19 protein-coding genes are annotated in these 18,760 nt (G+C 64.9%); 10 read left to right on the forward strand and 9 right to left on the reverse strand.

Going from position 1 to position 18,760, the window contains the following annotated elements:
- Positions 1 to 185: 185 nt before the first annotated feature.
- Genes hisG through hisS form a run of 3 tightly spaced genes read right to left on the reverse strand, consistent with a single transcriptional unit; the run spans position 186 to position 3,486 of the window.
- Positions 186 to 893 carry an ATP phosphoribosyltransferase gene (hisG, locus tag Q0C17_RS13685; protein ID WP_291207392.1) on the reverse strand — a complete coding sequence of 236 codons (708 nt, stop codon included), beginning with the start codon at positions 891 to 893 and terminating at the stop codon, positions 186 to 188.
- Positions 890 to 2,008 carry an ATP phosphoribosyltransferase regulatory subunit gene (locus Q0C17_RS13690; protein ID WP_291207394.1) on the reverse strand — a complete coding sequence of 373 codons (1,119 nt, stop codon included), beginning with the start codon at positions 2,006 to 2,008 and terminating at the stop codon, positions 890 to 892. The genes hisG and Q0C17_RS13690 overlap by 4 nt, the downstream gene beginning before the upstream one ends.
- Entirely contained in the window at positions 2,005 to 3,486 is a 1,482-nt protein-coding gene (gene hisS / locus Q0C17_RS13695) for a histidine--tRNA ligase (protein WP_291207397.1), read from the reverse strand. Before hisS ends, Q0C17_RS13690 begins: the two co-directional genes overlap by 4 nt.
- Positions 3,487 to 3,892: 406 nt before the next feature.
- On the opposite strand from hisS, the gene chrA reads away from it, so the two are divergent.
- Both chrA and Q0C17_RS13705 read left to right on the forward strand, forming a co-directional pair.
- Complete coding sequence (chrA, locus tag Q0C17_RS13700) at positions 3,893 to 5,188, forward strand: chromate efflux transporter (protein WP_291207399.1); 1,296 nt, start codon at positions 3,893 to 3,895, stop codon at positions 5,186 to 5,188.
- A 138-nt stretch (positions 5,189 to 5,326) separates the two neighbouring features.
- Positions 5,327 to 6,376, forward strand: a complete 1,050-nt coding sequence (locus tag Q0C17_RS13705; protein WP_291207401.1) for a TerC family protein — start codon at positions 5,327 to 5,329, stop codon at positions 6,374 to 6,376.
- A 54-nt stretch (positions 6,377 to 6,430) separates the two neighbouring features.
- On the opposite strand, the gene Q0C17_RS13710 is transcribed toward Q0C17_RS13705, so the two are convergent.
- Positions 6,431 to 6,907, reverse strand: a complete 477-nt coding sequence (locus Q0C17_RS13710; RefSeq protein ID WP_291207404.1) for a PaaI family thioesterase — start codon at positions 6,905 to 6,907, stop codon at positions 6,431 to 6,433.
- 81 nt (positions 6,908 to 6,988) lie between these two features.
- Between Q0C17_RS13710 and Q0C17_RS13715 the strand changes: the two genes are divergently transcribed.
- Positions 6,989 to 7,771, forward strand: a complete 783-nt coding sequence (locus Q0C17_RS13715; RefSeq protein ID WP_291207407.1) for a hypothetical protein — start codon at positions 6,989 to 6,991, stop codon at positions 7,769 to 7,771.
- On the opposite strand, the gene Q0C17_RS13720 is transcribed toward Q0C17_RS13715, so the two are convergent.
- Together Q0C17_RS13720 and Q0C17_RS13725 are read right to left on the reverse strand one after the other, a co-directional pair.
- Entirely contained in the window at positions 7,768 to 7,944 is a 177-nt protein-coding gene (locus Q0C17_RS13720) for a rubredoxin (RefSeq protein WP_291207410.1), read from the reverse strand. The two genes, Q0C17_RS13715 and Q0C17_RS13720, sit on opposite strands and share 4 nt — an antisense overlap.
- Positions 7,941 to 8,600, reverse strand: a complete 660-nt coding sequence (locus tag Q0C17_RS13725; RefSeq protein WP_291207413.1) for a TetR/AcrR family transcriptional regulator — start codon at positions 8,598 to 8,600, stop codon at positions 7,941 to 7,943. Before Q0C17_RS13725 ends, Q0C17_RS13720 begins: the two co-directional genes overlap by 4 nt.
- 98 nt (positions 8,601 to 8,698) lie before the next feature.
- Here Q0C17_RS13725 and Q0C17_RS13730 point away from each other — a divergent pair, with 98 nt between their 5' ends.
- Complete coding sequence (locus Q0C17_RS13730; RefSeq protein WP_291207416.1) at positions 8,699 to 9,973, forward strand: cytochrome P450; 1,275 nt, start codon at positions 8,699 to 8,701, stop codon at positions 9,971 to 9,973.
- Between the two features lie 18 nt (positions 9,974 to 9,991).
- Here Q0C17_RS13730 and Q0C17_RS13735 read toward each other — a convergent pair whose 3' ends face one another.
- The gene (locus tag Q0C17_RS13735) at positions 9,992 to 10,702 is read right to left on the reverse strand and encodes a phosphatase PAP2 family protein (protein WP_291207419.1); all 711 of its coding nucleotides are present in this window, start codon (positions 10,700 to 10,702) and stop codon (positions 9,992 to 9,994) included.
- A complete protein-coding gene (locus Q0C17_RS13740) occupies positions 10,699 to 12,063 on the reverse strand; it encodes an AarF/ABC1/UbiB kinase family protein (RefSeq protein WP_291207422.1) in 1,365 nt (454 codons plus the stop codon). Before Q0C17_RS13740 ends, Q0C17_RS13735 begins: the two co-directional genes overlap by 4 nt.
- Before the next feature lie 203 nt (positions 12,064 to 12,266).
- Between Q0C17_RS13740 and Q0C17_RS13745 the strand changes: the two genes are divergently transcribed.
- The 5 genes from Q0C17_RS13745 to Q0C17_RS13765 all read left to right on the forward strand — a co-directional run bounded on the left by Q0C17_RS13745 (position 12,267) and on the right by Q0C17_RS13765 (position 17,108).
- Complete coding sequence (locus Q0C17_RS13745; RefSeq protein ID WP_291207425.1) at positions 12,267 to 13,049, forward strand: enoyl-CoA hydratase; 783 nt, start codon at positions 12,267 to 12,269, stop codon at positions 13,047 to 13,049.
- A 117-nt stretch (positions 13,050 to 13,166) separates the two neighbouring features.
- Positions 13,167 to 13,430: a 30S ribosomal protein S20 gene (gene rpsT / locus Q0C17_RS13750; protein WP_291207428.1), complete on the forward strand. Its 264-nt coding sequence runs from the start codon at positions 13,167 to 13,169 to the stop codon at positions 13,428 to 13,430.
- Positions 13,431 to 13,951: 521 nt separating this feature from the next.
- On the forward strand, positions 13,952 to 15,403 hold the full coding sequence (locus Q0C17_RS13755) for a chromosomal replication initiator protein DnaA (protein ID WP_291207431.1): 1,452 nt from the start codon (positions 13,952 to 13,954) through the stop codon (positions 15,401 to 15,403).
- 185 nt (positions 15,404 to 15,588) lie between these two features.
- Positions 15,589 to 16,710, forward strand: a complete 1,122-nt coding sequence (dnaN, locus tag Q0C17_RS13760) for a DNA polymerase III subunit beta (RefSeq protein WP_291207435.1) — start codon at positions 15,589 to 15,591, stop codon at positions 16,708 to 16,710.
- Positions 16,711 to 16,889: 179 nt separating this feature from the next.
- Positions 16,890 to 17,108 (forward strand): antibiotic biosynthesis monooxygenase, encoded by a 219-nt coding sequence (locus Q0C17_RS13765; protein WP_291207438.1) that lies wholly within the window; start codon positions 16,890 to 16,892, stop codon positions 17,106 to 17,108.
- Between the two features lie 15 nt (positions 17,109 to 17,123).
- Here Q0C17_RS13765 and Q0C17_RS13770 read toward each other — a convergent pair whose 3' ends face one another.
- The gene (locus Q0C17_RS13770) at positions 17,124 to 17,450 is read right to left on the reverse strand and encodes a hypothetical protein (RefSeq protein ID WP_291207441.1); all 327 of its coding nucleotides are present in this window, start codon (positions 17,448 to 17,450) and stop codon (positions 17,124 to 17,126) included.
- Between the two features lie 209 nt (positions 17,451 to 17,659).
- On the opposite strand from Q0C17_RS13770, the gene recF reads away from it, so the two are divergent.
- Positions 17,660 to 18,760: DNA replication/repair protein RecF (gene recF / locus Q0C17_RS13775; protein WP_291207444.1), on the forward strand; the 1,101-nt coding region annotated here is incomplete at its 3' end.

The raw sequence follows: 18,760 nt of genomic DNA on the forward strand, positions 1-18,760 counted from the left end.
ACCTTGCAGCGCCCTGAGGCGCGCAATCTTTTTGGCAAGGACATATGCCGGAATTAAAAAAGGGACGCAGCGCCGTTGCCGGCTAGCTGCGCCCCTCCACCGTTTGCAGCGTTTCCTCCCAGAAACTTGCCTCCCCATACGGCAACGAATCCCGAGATGTGTCAAGAATGTGTCGAAACATTTTTTCAGAAATCGTGATCGCCCTGCGACAATGCGCCGGTCAGAACTGCCCGGGCAGCGGCAGCAGAGGGGCTAAACTGTGCCCGTGCCGAGGTGGCAAACGCCGCTTCGCTCTTCAGTATAACGCCGTCCCGGAGAATTTTTAGCCCATTTGCCTTCAATGTTGCCCCGGTGGTCGTGATGTCGACGATCACGTCCGCGGTGCCCGTCGCGGGGGCCGCTTCGGTCGCCCCGGCGCTTTCGACCAGGCGGTATTCACCCACGGATTTCTGGGCAAAGTAGCGGCGCGTCAGGCGCAGGTATTTGGTGGCGACCCGCAGCCGGCGGCCATGCGCCTTGCGAAAAGCAGCCCCAGCGGCCTCGAGGTCGGCCATCGTGTCCACATCGAACCAGGCTTGCGGGACGGCAACGACCACATCGGCCGGGCCGAAGCCGAGCCGTTTCAGCACGCGGAAATCCCCGGCCGGGTCCGGCGAAAGATCGTTCAGCAGGTCCTCGCCGGTGACCCCGAAATGCAGATTGCCCTCGATCAGGCCCTGCGCGATCTCACGGGCCGACAGGAGGCGCACCTCGGCGTCGAGGCCGGCAATCTCGGCGGTATAGCCCCGCTCCCCGCCGATCTGGCGAAGCGGGTGGCCGATCCCGGCGAGCCAGGCTTCGGTCTGTTCCTTGAGGCGGCCCTTGGACGGCACCGCGATGGTCAGCCGGCTCATGTCCTCGTCCTCCGTACACGCACCATCCGGTCGGGGCGCACAACCCCGCCGATGCCGGTCGCCGAAACTTTGCCGCCGGAGAGACCGGCGATCAGTCCATCATAGCGCCCACCGGCCGCAACCGGCTGGGCAGGCAACAGGCCGTCGGCAAGAACTTCGAAAACAAAGCCGTCATAATAGGTGAAGCGGCGGCCGAATCCGGCGCGGAACTCTGCCGAGCGGCGCGCGCCGGGCACCAGCGCCAGAATTTTTTCCGAGCGCGAGGCAAATGCGCCGAGCGCGGCGTCTGCGCCCGCCAAGCCATGCGCCTTCGCGAGCGCGGCCAGCTTATCCGCCGCCTCCGCCAGCGAGCAGTCCACCTCGCGCAAAGCAAGTAGCGCCGTACGGGCACCGTCCGGCAATCCGCCTGCCTCAATGGCGGCGCGGCGGGCCCGAAGGCCCTCGACGATTTCCGCAAGGCTGCGCGCGCCGACCAGCGGTACATCGCGCGCCGCCAGTACCGCGGCGAGCGCCGTCTCGGGTTCGGCCGCATTGAGTGCGGCGAGAATGTCTGCATCCAGAGGACGCGAGGCGGCATCGAGCACAGCGCGCACACCGCCCTCCTGCCGGAAGGCACGCTTCAACAGGTCGGTCGTGACGGCGGGCAGGCCCAGCGCATCAATGAAGGCCGGGAAGATCGCAAGATCGCCGGTGACGATCGCCTTCGGTTGCACACCGCAGGCCTCCACCGCGCGGTGCACCAGCGCGAAGAGTTCGGCGTCTGCGGACGGGTCCGCGGCATAGCCGAACCGCTCGAGGCCGACCTGCGTGAATTCGAACGGGTCGTCCGCGGCAGCCGGAAGGCGGAAGGCGCGCGCCGCATAAGTGTAAGTTTTCGCTGAGGGTCCTGCCTCCAGGCGCGCCGCCTCGCGCTGCGCGACGGGGAGCGTCAGGTCAGGCCGCATCGCCATTTCGGCGCCGCGATTGTCGGTGAAGACGCAGAGGCGTGCCCGCACGGCCTCGCCGGAAAGTTCCAGCGGAATGTCCGCCGGCAGAACATAGTCTGGGTCAACCGGCGTGCCACCTGCAGCCTCGAACACCGCACGGGCAACTGCCACAAGTGCGTCGTGGGTCATACCTGGGCCTCGACGATCCGGCGCACGGCCTCCACCATCCCGCCGCGCGGCACTTCGATCTGGCCGGGACGCGCCTCACGGTAGGCCTCGTTCGACGAGATGGCCTTGGCCTTGAGCGCGCCTATTTCGAGATCCTTGATGGTGACCGTGCCCTTGGCGACTTCATCGCCGCCGACGATGACGACCGCCGGCGAAGAGCGCCGGTCCGCATATTTCATCTGCGCCTTCATGGAAGCGCCGCCCATGTAGGCTTCCGCGCGTAAACCTGCGCGGCGCAGCTCTGCTGCGAGGCCGAGGGCGAGGCCCGGATTGTCCTTATCCAGATTGAGCACGACCACTGGGCCGTTGAGCTTGCCGCCTTCCCCCAGGATCGCCAGCGCGGCGGCGAGCCGCGAGATGCCGATGGAGAAGCCGGTGGCCGGCACCGTCTCGCCGGTGAAGCGCGCGACGAGATCGTCATACCGCCCACCGCCGCCGATGGAGCCGATGCGGTAAGTCTTGCCATCCTCGCCGGTTACCTCGCGCAGCAGCTCGGCTTCGAAGACCGGGCCGGTGTAGTATTCCAATCCTCTGACCACGGACGGGTCTATCCTCACGTCGTCCTCCGGCGCGCCAAGCGCCTCCAAAGCAAGTGCGATCGCTTCCAGTTCCGCAAGGCCTGCCTTGCCCTCTTCGGTGAAACCGGCTGCGCGCGCGAGGTTCGCCAGCGTCACGGCGCGCGTCGCCGCGCCCGCTTCAGCAAAAGCCAGCACGCGCTTCACTTCTTCTGCACCGAGCCCTGCACCCTTGGTGAAATCGCCGCTCTCGTCCTTGCGTCCTACGCCGAGTAGGTCTGCGACGCCTGAAGCGCCGAGCCGGTCCAGCTTGTCTAGCGCACGCAGGATGGCGAGCCGCGCGGCGGGACTTTCCGCGCCGACGGAATCCAGCACGCCGTTAAGCAGTCGCCGCGTGTTGACGCGGATCACGAACTCGCCGGGCTTCATGCCGATCGCGCGGAGCGCCTCGGCGCCCATCGCGATCATTTCGGCATCGGCATGGAACCCGGGCGCGCCCACCGTGTCCGCGTCGCACTGCCAGAATTCGCGGAACCGCCCCGGCCCCGGCTTCTCGTTGCGCCAGACCGGACCCGCCGCATACCGCCGGAACGGGCGGCCAAGCCCCTGCCCCTGCTCCGCCACGAAGCGGGCGAGCGGCGCAGTCAGATCATAACGCAGCGACATCCACTGCTCATCATCGTCCTGGATCGCGAAGACGCCAGCGTTCGGCCGATCCGCGTCCGGAAGGAACTTGCCGAGCGAATCGGCATACTCGAACGCCCCGGTATCCAGCGCCTCGAAGCCCCACTGGCGATAGACCCCGGTTACTGTTTCGACGAGGCGCGCCTGCGCCTGGATCAAGCCTTCGCGCTTGTCCGGAAAGCCGCGCGGCTTGCGGGCGAGATCCTTGCCGGAGGCGGGCGATGTTGCCTTGTCGCTCATGGTCGTTCCAGGTCCTGTGTCAGGCTGAGCCCGCTTAAACGGCGCGGGCCGGAATGGGAAGGCGGCGCGTCGAACGGGCGCGGGAGCCGGTTGGGGCCTGTCGTCGTCTGCTTCGGTTCTGGAGGGGGAACACTAATCAGAGGCGCAGCCGGACCGGTTCGCGCCTCGCCGGCGCGTCATGCGTGATGATGATGGTGGTGCGGGTGCGTGCTCATTGCCGGGCCGGATACTGAGGCAGCCCGGGAAAGTCAACCGCAGCCGGGTTAAACGGGCCTTAAAGCGGACGTGCTTGCAGGCCGCCTCAAATCGGCTAGTCATCCCTCACCGGGCTTCGTGGGCGCCCGGACAGGCGTGCGCGCCCAAGCCCCACTCGATGGCCTGTGGCCAGAGTGTGGAGACTTGAGAGATGACGCCCCCGCCCCCCTCCCTCGGCGAACTGACCGCCACAAGCTTCCGCATCGGCTGCCTTGGTTTCGGCGGCCCCGCCGGGCAGATTGCCCTGATGCACCGTATCTTCGTGGACGAGAAGAAATGGCTCGGCGAGGCGGAATACCTGCACGCCCTCAATTACTGCATGCTGCTGCCCGGACCCGAGGCGCAGCAGCTCGCCACATATGCCGGCTGGCGCCTGCACGGCGTGCGCGGCGGCGTGATTGCGGGCGGCCTGTTCGTGTTGCCGGGCGCGCTGATCGTGTTCGGGCTGACCTGGCTCTATGCGACGCTTGGCACAACGCCGCTGGTCGCGGCACTGTTCTACGGCGTCAAGGCGGCGGTGATCGGCTTCATCCTTGAAGCGCTCTGGAAGGTGGGCAAGCGGGCGCTAAATTCGGCGAGCGATGTGGCGATTGCCCTGCTCGCCTTCTTTGGCCTGCTCCTGTTTGCGCTGCCCTTCCCGCTGGTGATCGCGGCGGCGGCCTCCATTGGCCTTGCGCGGAGTTTCGGCGCGCCCCTGACAAGCGCGGAACCGAAAGCCGCCTCGCCGAAAGCCGGGCGGGCCTTTGCCACGGCGTTCGGCTGGGCGGCAATCTGGGCGGCGCCGGTGCTTGCTGCGCTCGCGCTGCTCGGGCCGGACCATGTGCTGACACGGGTCGGGCTGCTGTTCTCCAAGCTGGCGCTCGTCACGTTCGGCGGGGCCTATACGGTGCTCGCCTATCTCCAGCAGCAGGCGGTCGAGGCGGAAGGTTGGCTGACCGCGCCGCAGATGATCGACGGGCTGGGTCTTGCCGAGACGACGCCGGGGCCCCTGGTTCTGGTGAACCAGTTCGTCGGCTTCATGGCAGGCTGGCAGGCCGAGGGCGGCGGGCTCGCGCTCGCCGCCCTCGCCGCGCTGATGGCCAGCTGGTGCACCTTTGCACCTTCCTTCGTCTGGATCTTCGCGGGCGCCCCGTTTGCTGAATCCCTGCGGCGCAACCGTTTTGCCGCCGGTATCCTGAAGGCGATCACGGCGGCCGTATTCGGAATCATCGCCAAGATCGCGCTGGTCTTTGGCATCGCGGTGCTGTTCCGGGCAAGCTTCGAAACGGCCCTGCCTGCCGGAATTACCGTGGACCTGCCTGACCTTTCGACGCTTGACCCGCTGGCGCTGATGATCGCGGCCGGCGCGGCCATTGCCCTGATCCGTTTCAAGGCCAATATCCTCCTGGTCATCCTGGCCTGCGCGCTGGCAGGCCTTGTCAGGCTGGCCCTGACCCCCGGCGCTTGACGCCGGGGGGCGAGTCACTATTTTGCCGCCCACACTTGGAACCGGGCCCCTCTGGTATCTGCGGCGGCAGATGCGATGTCGGATCCCTCACGGATATTGCGCAAACGCGGCGCGCCTTTCCGGACCCCTGTCACCCCCATGCCTGAATTCCTGACCGTTACTTACGCGGGCCAACCTGTTTGGTTGTGGTTCGCCTTCCTCTCCTTCATCGCCTTCCTGCTTTGGGTCGATCTCGGCCTCCTGAACAAGAAGGACGAAGTCGTCTCCCCCAAGAAGAGCGCCATCATGTGGGCGTGCTTCGCCTCGCTCGCGGTAGCCTTCGGCTTCTATGTTTACTTCGGCTATGAGCCCGACCCGCAGTTCTACAACGAACCCGATAACCTGAACGCCCAGGCCACAATCCAGTTCGCCACCGGCTACCTGCTGGAAACAGCCCTGGCCTTCGACAACATCTTCGTCATCGGCATGGTGTTCACCTTCTTCGCCGTGCCACGCGAGTACCAGCACCGCGTTCTATTCTGGGGCATCATCGGCGCCATTGTCTTCCGGGGCATTTTCATCTCACTGGGCGCCGCGATCGTGAACGAGTTCACCTGGGTGCTCTACTTCTTCGCCGCCTTCCTGATCTTCACCGGCGGCAAAATGCTGCTCTCCGGCGGCGGAGATGACGACCACATGGACCTCAACGAGAACCCGGTCCTGAAATTCCTGAGGAAACGCCTTCGGATCACCGACACTATCGAGAACCACAATTTCGTGGTGCGCAAGCCGCATCCGGTCACCGGCAAGCTGGTCCTCTGGGGCACGCCGCTGCTGCTCTGCGTGATCATGGTCGAGGCTGTGGATATCGTGTTCGCAGTGGACTCGGTGCCGGCAATCTTCGCGGTCACGCGTGACCCGTTCATCGTTTACACGTCGAACATCTTCGCCATCCTCGGCCTGCGGTCGATGTACTTCATGCTGGCCGCCGCGATCGAGCGGTTCAAGTATCTCAAGTACGGTCTGTCGCTGGTGCTGGTGCTGATCGGCTTGAAGATCTTCTGGAACTTCCTGCTCTACAAGCAGCTGCACCTCGTGCCCTACCTCGAGCCGCAATGGTCGCTGATGCTGACCATCGCTTTCCTCGGCGGGGCGATCCTCTACTCGCTGTGGAAGACCAGCGCGAAAGAGAAAGCGCCGCTAGGCTGAAGCCCTTCGGGGCCCCTCTCCTGCAATGCGGGAGAGGGGTTCTGGGCCTCAGCCCTAGGTCTTCGCCTTTGCCGCCGCCGCCTCGCGTATCGGAGCGCCGTCACGCCTCGGGATGATCTTGAAGATGCCGGTGCCACGCATGATCGTCTTGTCGCCGGTCCAGATTCGGCCTTCGACCGTGATGATGTCGTCCTGCTGGCCGACCACGACGCCATCGCCTTCGACGAAGCTGCCGAGCGGCGCGCCGGCGAGGAAGTCGCAAAGCAGCCGGACGGTGACCCACCAGGTGTCCTCGTCGTTCTCTACGGCGCCGCCCCAGGCCATGTCGGCGAAGGTCATCAGCATCCCGCCATGCGCGTTGAGCATGCCGTTGGTGTGATACTCCTCCACCCGGAAGGCGCGCGTCAGGTGGCCGTTCTCGCGTTTCTCGAACAGCGGGCCGATCTGGCGACCAAAGCCGCGATGCCAGGCAAGCTGGGCATAACCGGGGGGAAGCTCGGTGGTCTGGTAGCGGTTGAAATCGTCAGTCATGGGCGGGGGATAAACCCAGGACCGGGGCAACTGCAAGGGATGCCTTGAATTTGCCATCGGGGATCGCAAAGCATTTGTTCCATGCTTCGCACACTGATGACCCTCGCCCTCGCCGCCAGCCTGCTGGCTCCCGCCGCGCTGGCCAAAGGCAGGGCCAGGGACAATGCGGTGGTCTCTGCCTCGGTCATGGGCTCGCGCGAGCCGCTGGACGCTTGCGGGGGCCGCGACCTCCTCGACGCCGTCGTGCCGGATGGGCCCTTCCTGGAAGCCTGCAAGTTTCACGATGCCTGCTACCGCTCTGGGCTGCTGGACCAGGGCGTCTGCGACGCCGACTTCCTGCACGACATGCGCGAAGCCTGCGATGCCAACTGGCCGAAGGCTGCCGCACCCGGCAAGCACGGTGCCTGCGAAGTGGCGGCCTACACCTATTTCCGGGCAGTCAATTCCCGCTTCGGTTCGATGCTTTATCCGCGCGGCGTGACCGAAGGCCAGTTCGGCGCCGTTACCCAGACCGTGAGCGCCGGGCTCGGAGGCACCCCTCATCTGGAAGCCTGCGCCGAGGCGCGCAATGCCTCGAACCGGAAGCTGCGCTTCTTCCTGACGCTGCATGACGAGCGGGGCAAATGGATCGCCACCGCGCCCGGCCTCTCGGCCCAGTCGCTGCAGCCCGGCGAGACGAAGACTATCTGTGCCGGTACATCGGTGTCCTTCTTCCGCAGCGCAGAAAACATCGGCGAGGCCTATGCGCTGACGCTGAAGGTGGACGATCCCTCAACACTGAACCCGTTCGGCGACCTGCTTGATGTCGACCGGATGGACTGCGAGACGGCCAGCGGCAGGTGTCAGCGGATCGCCGCGCGCTAGAGCTCGACCATGTCGAACTCGGCCTTCGGCGTGCCGCAGAGCGGGCAGATCCAGCTGCCCGGAATGTCGGCCCAGCGGGTGCCCGGTGCGAGCCCCTCGCCCGCGTCGCCTTCCGCTTCGTCATAGATGTAGCCGCAGGTCCTGCATTGCCAGGTCTTGAATGGCGCGCTCATGGGCGCTTCCCCTTTCCGGTCTTGATCTTCAGATGATCCCGCAGCGCACCGACGAGGGCGTCCCGCACCGGCGCCGGATCAAAAGACGGGTCGATCAGGCATTGCATCCGCAGGCCGAGCAGGCTGCAGCCTGCCATCAGCGCCTCGGCATCGGCATCGATCTCGGGACGGATATGGCCGCTCTTCTGGCCGCGCTCGATGAAGGCCCGGATCAGCACACGCTCGACCTCATGCGACTCTGCGAACGCGGCGCGCGTCTCCAGCCGGTCGGCCACCGCGGCAGCGAGCAGCATGAAATAGGCCGCGCTCTCGGACTGGACCGTCATTGTATTGCAGTGCAGCTGGACGAAGGCGCAGAGTGCCTCGAGCCCGTCCATCTCCGCGACGTGGCCGTCCTCAAGGATTTCTCCCTGCCACTGGTGCAGGTGCCAGATCAGCGAGCGGATCAGGCCTTCCTTGGAGCCGAACCGCTGGGTGACGAGGCCGCGCGAGAAACCGGCATCACGCGCGATCGCATCGAACGTGGCGGCCGAGACACCCTGCTCCGCCACGACCTTGATGGCCGCCGCGATCAGCTCGCGCTCCGATCGGTCGCGCCGTTCGGCCTGGGTCAGGCGCGGAGTGGCCGTGGCGGGATCAGCGCTTGTGTTCTTCATGTCGCACCTCTAACATATTTGTTGGCTGTATAGCAAGTTTGTAGTATCTCTCAGGCTGAGGCCGGGCGCTCCGGCAAAGGTGTTCAGGGAGGACACGCATGACCATACCCAAGGAAATCGCGCAGGACGTTGTTGATCCGAAAGCCTATGGCGACTGGAACCGGTCGCATGCCGCATTTGCCTGGCTCCGCAAGAATGCGCCATTGGATGTGGCCGAAGTCGAGGGCTTCGATCCCTTCTGGGTCGTCACCCGCCACGCCGATATTCTCAATATCGAGCGCCAGAACGATCTGTTCCACAACGAGGACCGCTCGGCGACGCTGACCACGATCGAGGCCGACAGGCGCGTACGCGAGATGATGGGCGGCTCGCCGAACCTGCTGCGCTCGCTCGTGCAGATGGATAACCCCGACCACATGCAGTACCGCCGCCTGACCCAATCCTGGTTCATGCCGCAGAACCTGCGGGGGCTCGAAGGCCGAATCCGCGAGATTGCGCGCGGCTTCATCGACAAGATGGCGGAAAAAGGCACCGAGTGCGACTTTGCGCGGGATGTGGCCTTCCTCTATCCACTGCACGTGATCATGGAAGTGCTCGGCGTGCCAGCGGCGGACGAGCCGCGCATGCTGAAGCTGACGCAGGAACTGTTCGGCACGCAGGACCCGGACGTGAACCGCGCCGGCAAGGAGATGCAGGACGCGGGCGAGGCGTTGAACATGATCAACGCAACCGTGCTGGACTTCATGACCTATTTCAACGCGATGACCGAGGACCGCCGGAAGACCCCGCGCGAGGACCTCGCCAGCGTGATTGCGAACGGCGCTGTATACGGACAACCGCTCGGCCACCTTGAGGCAATGAGCTACTATATCATTGCGGCGACCGCCGGGCATGACACGACCTCCAATACGACCGCCGGGGCGCTTTGGGCGCTGGCGGAGAACCCTGGCGAGTTTCGGAAAGTGAAAGACGACCTGTCGCTGATCCCCGCGATGGTGGAAGAGTCGATCCGTTGGGAGACGCCGGTGAAACACTTCATGCGCACGGCGACGGCGGACACGGAAGTCGCGGGCAAGGCGATCAGGAAGGGTGACTGGCTATTCCTCTCCTATCCGTCAGGCAATCGCGACGAGGCGGTGTTCGACGATGCCTACACGTTCAAGGCCGACCGCACGCCGAACAAGCATGTCGCGTTCGGCTACGGCGCGCACGTCTGTCTTGGCCAGCACCTCGGGCGCATGGAGATGCGCGTGCTGTGGGAAGAACTTCTGCCGCGCCTGAAGTCGGTGGAACTTAGCGGCCCGGCCCGGCGCACACAGGCAAACTTCGTGTGCGGTCCCAAGGAAGTGCCGATCCGGTTCGAGATGGCATGAGCCAGCACCGGTGGCTGGTCAGGTGTTTGCGGACCGCGTTTCTTCGATGGACGGCTTGAGGCGCAGGAGGACGAGCCACCAGAGGGCCGCCCACGCAGCGCCGAGGCACCAGCCGGCGAGCACGTCGGTGGGCCAGTGGACCCCGAGATAGACGCGGCTGAAGCCGACGAGAATGGTGATCAGGATGGCGCCGCTGAGGACGAGCGCCTTTAGGCTGCGGTTTGGCTGGCCGCGCGCTATCAGGGCGCCGAGCGTGAGATAGGTTGCCGCGGCGAGCGTGGCGTGGCCGCTGGGAAAGCTGGAACTGGCGGCGTGAGTGAGGTGTTCGACAATGTCCGGGCGCGGACGATCGAAGCCGAGCTTCAGGAGATTGCCCAGGAGGGCGCCGGAGCCAACGGCGGCGGCGATAACCAGCGCGCCAGCGCGGTCGTTGCGAACGAGGCGGTAGGCCGCCGCGCCGAGGGTGAGTAGCGTAAGGACAGCGTAGCCGCCGAGCGCCGTGATGTCGGTCAGCGCATTGAGCAGCCAAGGCGGGCCGATGGGCGTGGACGTGTCTTCCGGCATGCGCAGGAAGGTGAGGATGGCGGTGTCGAAGCTATGGGTCTTGTGCTCGAACACTTCATCGGCCAGTTCGGCAAAGCCCAGCAGGCCAAACGCGATGATGCCGAGCACGGCGATCGGGCCGACTTCGCGCAGCGAGACAAGCGAAAGCCAACCCGGCTGCTTCACGCCAGGCCAGCCTGTTTAAGCGCGGCCGCCTGACGCGCGGCGACGGTGTCGATGGAAAATCCTTCGAGGCTTTGTTCGAACAGGCGGTGGAAGTTCAGCTCCGCGCCAAGGCGCAGGTAGGCGGCGCCGAGGCCGATGGCGGCGCGGTCCATGAAGACGAATTCGCGCGGGATCTTCACGGGCCCCTTCTCTTTCAGGAGCTGGCGGACACGGAAGGCTTCCTTGCGGCCGTATTCGCCGGGCTTGATGCCATCGGCGACGGAACGCACGCGGTCGTCGATGATCGGGCCGTAGATGAAGCGGGCCCAGACGTTGAGTACTTCAACCAGTTCGCGCGACAAGTTCTCGAAGCCCCAGGTTTCGTAGGCGGCGTATGCGGCGTCGAAATCGTCGGTCAGCATGGCGCGGTAGAGATCGACGACGCCGCCGACGAACTTGGGCGGAAAGATGCGGACGCAGCCGAAGTCGAGCAGGTTGATGCCGGTGCCGCCGCCGGTGACCTGATAGTTGCCGAGGTGGGGATCGCCGTGGATGACGGCGTAGGAGTTCATCGGCGCCCACCAGGTCCAGAACAGCATTTCGGCGATGTGGTTGCGCACCTCCTGCGGCGCGGTCTCGAAGCTCGAGAGCTTGCCGCCTGAGAGCCAGGTCATCGTGAGCAGGCGTTCGGCAGAGAGTTCAGGCACGAGCTGCGGCACGGAGACGAAGGACTTGTCCGCCAGCATGGCGCCGTAGAGGGCCATGTGTTTCGCCTCGCGGGCATAGTCCAGTTCCTCGCGCAGGCGGTCAGTGATTTCCTCGACCATCGCATCGGCATCAATGGAGCCGTCCATGCGCTTGAAGACACCGAGGAGCGTGCGCAGCTGGCCGACATCGGATTCCACCGCGCTGGCCATGTCCGGGTATTGCAGCTTGCAGGCAACCTCTCGGCCATCGTGCAGGGTCGCGCGGTGCACCTGGCCGAGGGACGCGGCATGGGCGGCGTCGCGGCCGAAGCTCGCGAACTTCGTCTCCCACCCTTCCCCGAGTTCGGCGCGCATGCGGCGTTTGACGAAGGGCCAGCCCATCGCGGGCGCCTCGGCCTGCAGCTGGCTGAGCTCGGCGGCGTATTCCGGCGGAAGGAAATCCGGGATCGTCGAGACGAGCTGCGCAATCTTCATCAGCGGGCCCTTGGACTTGCCGAGGGCGGCGGCGAGGGCCTTGGCGATGCGCTGGTCGCCTTCATCGCCGCCGAACAGCGACTGGGCCGCAAAGGCCAGGCCGGCGCCCGAAAGGTTCGCGCCGACCTTGGCGGTGCGCGCGATGCGTCCCGAGAGGCGGTTGCGTTCGGGATCTGCAGGCCGGGAGGGGGTGTCACTCATGCAGCGGATATAGATGGCTGGTGGCAGCTTGGACAGGACGCATGGCCGCACCGGGTGACAAGCCCACGGCCTTGGCGTATAGCGCCCCGAGTTTGCCACATTTTACCGAGGCCCGCCCTGCACCATCGCCGCCGTCCCGCGCCTGCCGGACCTACCCGCGTTAACGCAGCCCCTCACAGCGCACCCCCGCCCGGAAAGCCCCCATGTCCTACAAGACCCTGATCACCGAGATCGACGCCGAAGACGGCTTTGCCGTCATCCAGATGAACCGGCCGGAGACGCTGAACGCGCTCTGCGAGGAGATGATGTCGGAGCTTTCGGCGGCGTTCGACAGGTTCGAGGCCGACAACAAGGTTCACTGCATCATCCTCACCGGATCGCGGAAGGCCTTCTCGGGGGGCGCGGACGTCAAGGAGATCCAGGCAAAAACCTTCCCGCAGTCCTACTATGAGGACTTCATCACCCGGAACTGGGAGCGCGCGGCGCGGACCCGCAAGCCGCTGATCGCAGCGGTGGGCGGCTATGCGATCGGCGGAGGCTGCGAACTGGCGATGATGTGCGACATCATCCTGGCGGCCGACAATGCCAGGTTCGGACAACCGGAAATCCGGCTCGGCGTAATGCCGGGCGCGGGCGGAACCCAGCGGCTGGCACGGGTGATCGGCAAATCCAAGGCGATGGAACTCTGCCTGACCGGGCGCATGATGGAGGCCGTGGAGGCCGAGCGCTGCGGCCTGATCAGCCGGATCGTACCGGCCGACGACCTGATGGACGAGGCCCGTGACCTCGCCCGGACCATTGCGCTTATGCCGCGGGCGGCGGCCATGATGACCAAAGAGGCCATCAACGCGGCCTACGAGACCCCGCTGGCACAGGGCATCCAGTTCGAACGGCGTCTGTTCCACTCGCTTTTTGCCACCGATGACCAGAAAGAAGGCATGAAAGCCTACGTCGAAAAGCGCACGGCGCACTTCAAGGACCGCTGAAAACCCCGCCGGGAGGCTGCTTTTCACGTCTGAGTCCGGTTGACGCCTACCCGCCGTTTATGTATCTCCCCGCCTTCGGCCTGACGGGAGACTTTCCCGGGGCTTCAGGAGTTTACGATGGCGAATACGAAATCTGCCAAGAAGATGGTGCGCAAGATCGAAGCGCGCACTGAGGTCAACAAAGCCCGCCGCTCACGTGTGCGCACCTATGTCCGCAAGGTCGAAGAAGCCATTGCTTCGGGCGACAAGGCCGCAGCGGCCGAGGCGCTGAAGGTGGCCCAGCCGGAAATCATGCGCGCCGTGACCAAGGGTGTTGCCCACAAGAACACCGCCTCGCGCAAGGTTTCGCGCCTGTCGGCCCGCGTCAAGGCGATGGGCTGAACCAGAAGATCAGGCGCCCCCGGGCGACCTGAAATCAAAGCCCGCCAGATGATCCTGGCGGGCTTTGTTTTTGTCTCCGCCGCAGAACGCATCACGGGGTCTTCGGCCGCGCCGGGGCGATCCCTGTCCGCTATTTAGAGTTGGTGGAAAAACGCTCTTTCAGGAGAGTGTTACCCTGTAGCCAAAGCATCGTTCAAAAGCGACTTTTCCACAGCCTAATATGGATGTTCCTGATTGACAGAACTTCTGCGAACAAACGTGATCATACGCTCACAAAAAACTTTTTTTCAGCTGCAACCACATGAATTTTCTGTGCATTTTTGGCACGCCCTACAAGTCAACATGCTAACTGAGGCGTTCAAGAAAAAGAGGGACTTGTAATGAAATTCTGTGCCGACTAATTTCGCACCTGCCAGCTAATATCGTCCCGGTAAAGAGTATTTTGAGTATCAGGCGGGGGCCTGCCGGGCGCGTCGTGTGCGAGTTGGAAAGAGCGATCAAAACTAGAAACGGGGTCGGTGATGGACCGAAAGAGATTGTTTGCTTCTCGCGTAAATGAGGGATCACAGGGAAACGACGGTGGCGATGCCACGGGTCAGCGCGTCTGGGAAGATGTGCAGGCTGTCCTGAAATCCCGCATGCCTGAGGAAGAATTCTTCCGCTGGATTGCGGAACTGCGTCTTGTCGCGGAAGTCGACGGCGAAATGCTGCTCGCAGCCCGCGATCCGGTTGCGCTTGACCGCGTGGGCCGTGACTACAAGCGCGAGATCGAGCGACTGTGGGCGGGCATGGACCCGCAGGGGCGCCCGATTAAATTGATCTGTTGGCGGACGGTTTCGGCCGAACTGCGCGAACTGATCGGCGACCCATGGTCGGTCGAGGCGGAGGCCGACATGGCAGACGGTTCAGAAGACTCTCCGCTGCTTTCGGGCGGCCCGGCGATGACGTTCGAGACGCTCGTCACCGGCCCGTCCAACAAGACGGCGGCAGAAGTGGCGAAGCGGATTGCGGCAGGCCTGCCGGCTGGCACACCGATCACGCTGATCTATGGCCCGCAGGGCACCGGCAAGACGCATATCGTGATGGCGCTGAAAGCCGACGTCGCGAAGCGCGATCCGAAACGCAAGGTGGTCTACCTGACTGCGGAAGAGTTCATGTCGTCCTATCTGGACGGCGTCAAAGCCCGCGATACGAGCGGGCTGAAACGGCGCCTGCGCACGGCGGCGATCCTGATCGTGGACGACCTGCACCGCATTGCCGGCAAACCCGGTACGGAAAACGAGATGCTGCAGAACATCCGTGAAGTGACCGGAAATGGCGGACAGGTCGTGCTGGTAGGCGACGCCGCTCCGGGCGAGACGGTGGGTTTCGGCCAGCGCCTGCGCAGCGAGATCAAGGGCGCCACGGCGGTCGAGATCGGCCTGCCCGACGCCGCGATGCGCCGCGAGATCCTTTGCCGCCTCGCGCGCCATATTGCGGCGAGCCATCCCGAATTCCTGCTTGAGGACGACATGATCCAGAAACTCAACGCAGGCATCCGGGGCCCGGGCCGGGAACTGACAGGCGCCGTGTGGAGCCTCTTCACCGAAGCCAATTTCGGTCAGGAGACGCCGACCATGGACATGCTGGAGCGGGTCGTCCGCCGGCATTCCGGCGAGCAGCGCGAGCCGACGATCGACGTGATCAAGAAGGCGACGCTGAAGATCTTTCCGATTGCCCGAGCCGACCTTGAAGGACCGAGCAAGATGCAGAGCTTCGTCTATCCGCGTCAGGTGGCGATGTATCTGTGCCGCACGATGACCCGGAAGTCCTTCCCGCAGATCGGGCGAGCCTTTGGCAAGCGCGACCACACAACAGTGCTCTACGCGTTCCGGCGTATCGAAAAGGCCCTGCCTGACGATCCGCGCCTGGCCGACGACATCGCCCGGGTCGAAGGCGTGATCCTTGACCTGCTTGACGCCGGTCAAACCTGAGGCAACTGGCGCGCCTGGCCCGCTCGCCGCTTGGCTTTTCGCTGAACTTGTTTAAGGGTCTCAAGCCCGCTTCCGATGAGAAGCGGGCTGATTCCCTGTAATACAGGGACCAGGCATTCGCGGAAACAGAAACTAGAGGATTGGGGCAAGCCGGCTGCCGGCTCCCGTGATGGACGGACCCGAAGATGAAGCTGACGATTGAACGTGGTGACCTGCTCAACGCGCTGAGCCATGTGCAGAACATTGTCGAGCGCCGCACGACGATCCCCATTCTTTCGAACGTGCTCTTGCAGGCCAAGAAGGGCGAGTTGCGCCTGACTGCCACCGACCTCGACATAGAGGCCGTGGACTCGGCCGAGGCAAAGGTGTCGCGCGAAGGCGCGGTCACGGCGCCGGCCGGCACGCTGTTCGACGTGGTGCGCAAGCTGCCTTCGGGCGCCGAAGTGCTGATGGAGCTGAACACCGAAACGCACCGACTGGTGCTGACGGCCGGCCGCTCGCAGTTCGAGCTGCCCACCCTGCCTGCTTCGGATTTCCAGACCATGGCGTCGGACGAGGGCGGCACGGCGTTCAGCCTCGAAGCCCGCGATCTCGCCCGCCTGATTGACAAGACCCGCTTCGCGATCTCGACCGAAGAGACGCGCTATTATCTCAACGGCATCTATCTGCATGCCGCCAAGAACGAAGCCGGCAAGCCAGTGCTGCGATCAGTCGCCACAGATGGCCACCGTCTGGCGCTGGCCGAACTTAAGGCGCCGAAAGGAAGCGAGAAACTGACCGGCGTGATCGTGCCGCGCAAGACCGTCAACGAGATCCGCCGCCTGATCGACGGGCGCGAGGATGAAGTCTCGGTCGACGTGTCCGACACCAAGATCGTGGTGCGCGCCGGACGTGCGGTGCTGACCTCGAAGCTGATCGACGGCTCTTTCCCGGATTACGCGCGCGTGATCCCGAAGGGCAATGACAAGAAACTGACGGTCGACAACAAGGCCTTCGAAGCGGCGGTCGACCGGGTGTCGACTGTGTCGGCTGAGCGCTCGCGATCGGTGAAGATGAGCCTCAGCGAGGGCCGCCTGACGCTGGCCGTGAACCATGCCGAGACCGGCGCGGGCAATGAGGAAATCGAGGCGGAGTATTCCTCTGACCCGATGGAGATTGGCTTCAACGCGAAATACCTGCTCGACATCGCGGGCCAGATTGAAGCGGGCGAAGCGGAGTTCATGTTCAATGACCCCGCCTCGCCGGCGTTGGTGCTCGACCCGTCCGACGAGTCGGCGCGCTACGTGCTGATGCCGCTGCGGGTCTAGGGCATCCAGGTCGATCGCCGAATTTTGTGGCGGGATCGGCAGCGCTTTCCGTCTTCGCTGGCGCCTGCGCCACCGGCCCGAAGGGGCAGACCGCGGTGCACGGATTGATCGGGAAATTTACGGCGGCCGACGGCTAGCGCGACGAACTGGTCGGCTATCTGCTCTAAGGCCTGCGCGACATGCCGGGCTGCCTCAGCTACATTGTCGCCAGCAATCCGGCGATCGCGAACGCGATCTGGGTGACCGAGACCTCGACCGACGCAGAGCGCCACAAGGCGAGCCTTGGCCTGCCTTCGGTTCAGAAGGCGATCCGCAAGGCGCGCCTTATCATCACCGGCATGGAAAGCCTTGGGGAGACGCAACCGGTGGGCGGGCACAGCCGCTCTTCCACTGGCTGACGATGTGCGACGGCGTCAGCCTTCCCAGCTCAGCACGCTGCCGGGCGCGGCTTTCATGGCCGCATTGCGGGAGGCCGTAGCCTGGTCCAGGTCAGCCGGGGGCATGCACGTGGCGGTCACCGTGGCGGCGCTGATTTCCTGCTCCTCGACCTCCCCCTTGAAGGCGAACGCCTTGCGATCGGCTTCCCAAGCACCGGCTGCGAAGAAGGCGGAATAATAGTACGTCTTCTCGACGCCGTTGTCGGCCGTCGCCGTGCACCACATGAACTCGCCCCCCTGCGCCTGAGCAGCCGGAGCGCCCAGCGCGGTGGCGACGGCGGCGATGGTGAGAAGAATGCGCATCGATGGATTTCCCCGAAAAAATGACGGCCAATACCGGCTGGCGCGCAGCATATTCTCTGGCGCTTGGCTGCCAAGGGCGAAATAGTCGCGCGCCGGACAGGCGGCGCGTGTGATTCCCGCATTCGCCTCCTGCGCCCAGACCGCTTACATCTGATCTGAGATGCGAAAACGCTCCTCCCGCCTAAAATGAAACCAACCTGAATCGAAGAATGACCGCCCTCACCCGCCTCACCCTGACCGATTTCCGCAACTATGAGAGCCTCACGCTGAAGCTTGATGGGCGGCCGGTGTGTCTCTACGGCTCCAATGGCGCGGGCAAGACAAACCTGTTGGAAGCGATCAGCCAGTTCGGACCCGGGCGCGGACTGCGCGCGGCGCAGCTGGCGGAGATGACGCGGCACGGCGCGCCAGGCGGCTGGACGATTTCCGGGACGATCGATGACGAGCAGAAGATCGGCATCGCGCTGGAAGGCGTGGGGCCGGCCAAGCGCGCGGTGCGGATCGACGGCGCACCGGCAAGCCCCGGCGACCTTGCCGAGCGGATGCGTCTGATCTGGCTGACGCCGGCGATGGACGGCGTGTTCCGCGGCGGCGCCTCCGAACGCCGGCGGTTCTTCGACCGGCTGGTCATGGCGCACCAGCCCTCGCATGGCACCGCGTCGACGCGATACGAGAAGGCATTGGCCGAACGCAACGCGCTGCTGGAGCGCGGGCATGTCGACCCGGCCTGGGCGGACGCCATTGAAGCACGGCTGGCAGAGGCCGGCGCAGAGATTGCTGTGAACCGCGCGCTTGTACTGGCGGAGCTGCAGACCGCGATTGATGCGCGGCCGGAAGGGCATTTTCCGAAGGCGGACCTGTCTCTTCTGGGCGAGGCGGAGGACGCCGCGCTGAAGGGCGAGGATTTCCGCGCGATATTCGACCTGCTGGTCGAAGCATATCGCAGCGGGCGGCGGCGCGACATTGGCGCAGGCCGGACGCTGAGCGGGCCGCACCGGTCTGACCTTGGCGTGATCCACCGCCCGTCCGGCGCGCCGGCGGGCGAGGCGTCTACCGGTCAACAGAAAGCGCTGCTGATCGGGCTGGTGCTGGCCTCCGCGGGTGCATTGTCCGTGAGCGGAGAAGGCCCGGACCCGCTGCTGCTGCTCGACGAGGCGGCGGCGCACCTGGATCCGGACCGGCGTCGGGCGCTTTTCGACGAGCTGGCCGCGATGAACGGTCAGGCCTGGCTTACGGGCACCGACTCGTTCCTGTTCGAGACGTTCGGCACGCGGGCCCAGAGGGTTCGCGTGGAATCGTGTTCGGCGGTT

The sequence above is a fragment of the Hyphomonas sp. genome, assembly GCF_022844445.1.
In the GTDB taxonomy this organism is placed as follows: Bacteria; Pseudomonadota; Alphaproteobacteria; order Caulobacterales; family Hyphomonadaceae; genus Hyphomonas.

Excerpts from the sequence above, each read along its gene's own strand:
- hisG (WP_291207392.1), bottom strand. The coding sequence starts at position 893 with ATGAGCCGGCTGACCATCGCGGTGCCGTCCAAGGGCCGCCTCAAGGAA.
- Q0C17_RS13690 (WP_291207394.1), bottom strand. The coding sequence starts at position 2,008 with ATGACCCACGACGCACTTGTGGCAGTTGCCCGTGCGGTGTTCGAGGCT.
- hisS (WP_291207397.1), bottom strand. The coding sequence starts at position 3,486 with ATGAGCGACAAGGCAACATCGCCCGCCTCCGGCAAGGATCTCGCCCGC.
- chrA (WP_291207399.1), top strand. The coding sequence starts at position 3,893 with ATGACGCCCCCGCCCCCCTCCCTCGGCGAACTGACCGCCACAAGCTTC.
- Q0C17_RS13705 (WP_291207401.1), top strand. The coding sequence starts at position 5,327 with ATGCCTGAATTCCTGACCGTTACTTACGCGGGCCAACCTGTTTGGTTG.
- Q0C17_RS13710 (WP_291207404.1), bottom strand. The coding sequence starts at position 6,907 with ATGACTGACGATTTCAACCGCTACCAGACCACCGAGCTTCCCCCCGGT.
- Q0C17_RS13715 (WP_291207407.1), top strand. The coding sequence starts at position 6,989 with ATGCTTCGCACACTGATGACCCTCGCCCTCGCCGCCAGCCTGCTGGCT.
- Q0C17_RS13720 (WP_291207410.1), bottom strand. The coding sequence starts at position 7,944 with ATGAGCGCGCCATTCAAGACCTGGCAATGCAGGACCTGCGGCTACATC.
- Q0C17_RS13725 (WP_291207413.1), bottom strand. The coding sequence starts at position 8,600 with ATGAAGAACACAAGCGCTGATCCCGCCACGGCCACTCCGCGCCTGACC.
- Q0C17_RS13730 (WP_291207416.1), top strand. The coding sequence starts at position 8,699 with ATGACCATACCCAAGGAAATCGCGCAGGACGTTGTTGATCCGAAAGCC.
- Q0C17_RS13740 (WP_291207422.1), bottom strand. The coding sequence starts at position 12,063 with ATGAGTGACACCCCCTCCCGGCCTGCAGATCCCGAACGCAACCGCCTC.
- Q0C17_RS13745 (WP_291207425.1), top strand. The coding sequence starts at position 12,267 with ATGTCCTACAAGACCCTGATCACCGAGATCGACGCCGAAGACGGCTTT.
- rpsT (WP_291207428.1), top strand. The coding sequence starts at position 13,167 with ATGGCGAATACGAAATCTGCCAAGAAGATGGTGCGCAAGATCGAAGCG.
- Q0C17_RS13755 (WP_291207431.1), top strand. The coding sequence starts at position 13,952 with ATGGACCGAAAGAGATTGTTTGCTTCTCGCGTAAATGAGGGATCACAG.
- dnaN (WP_291207435.1), top strand. The coding sequence starts at position 15,589 with ATGAAGCTGACGATTGAACGTGGTGACCTGCTCAACGCGCTGAGCCAT.
- Q0C17_RS13765 (WP_291207438.1), top strand. The coding sequence starts at position 16,890 with ATGCCGGGCTGCCTCAGCTACATTGTCGCCAGCAATCCGGCGATCGCG.
- Q0C17_RS13770 (WP_291207441.1), bottom strand. The coding sequence starts at position 17,450 with ATGCGCATTCTTCTCACCATCGCCGCCGTCGCCACCGCGCTGGGCGCT.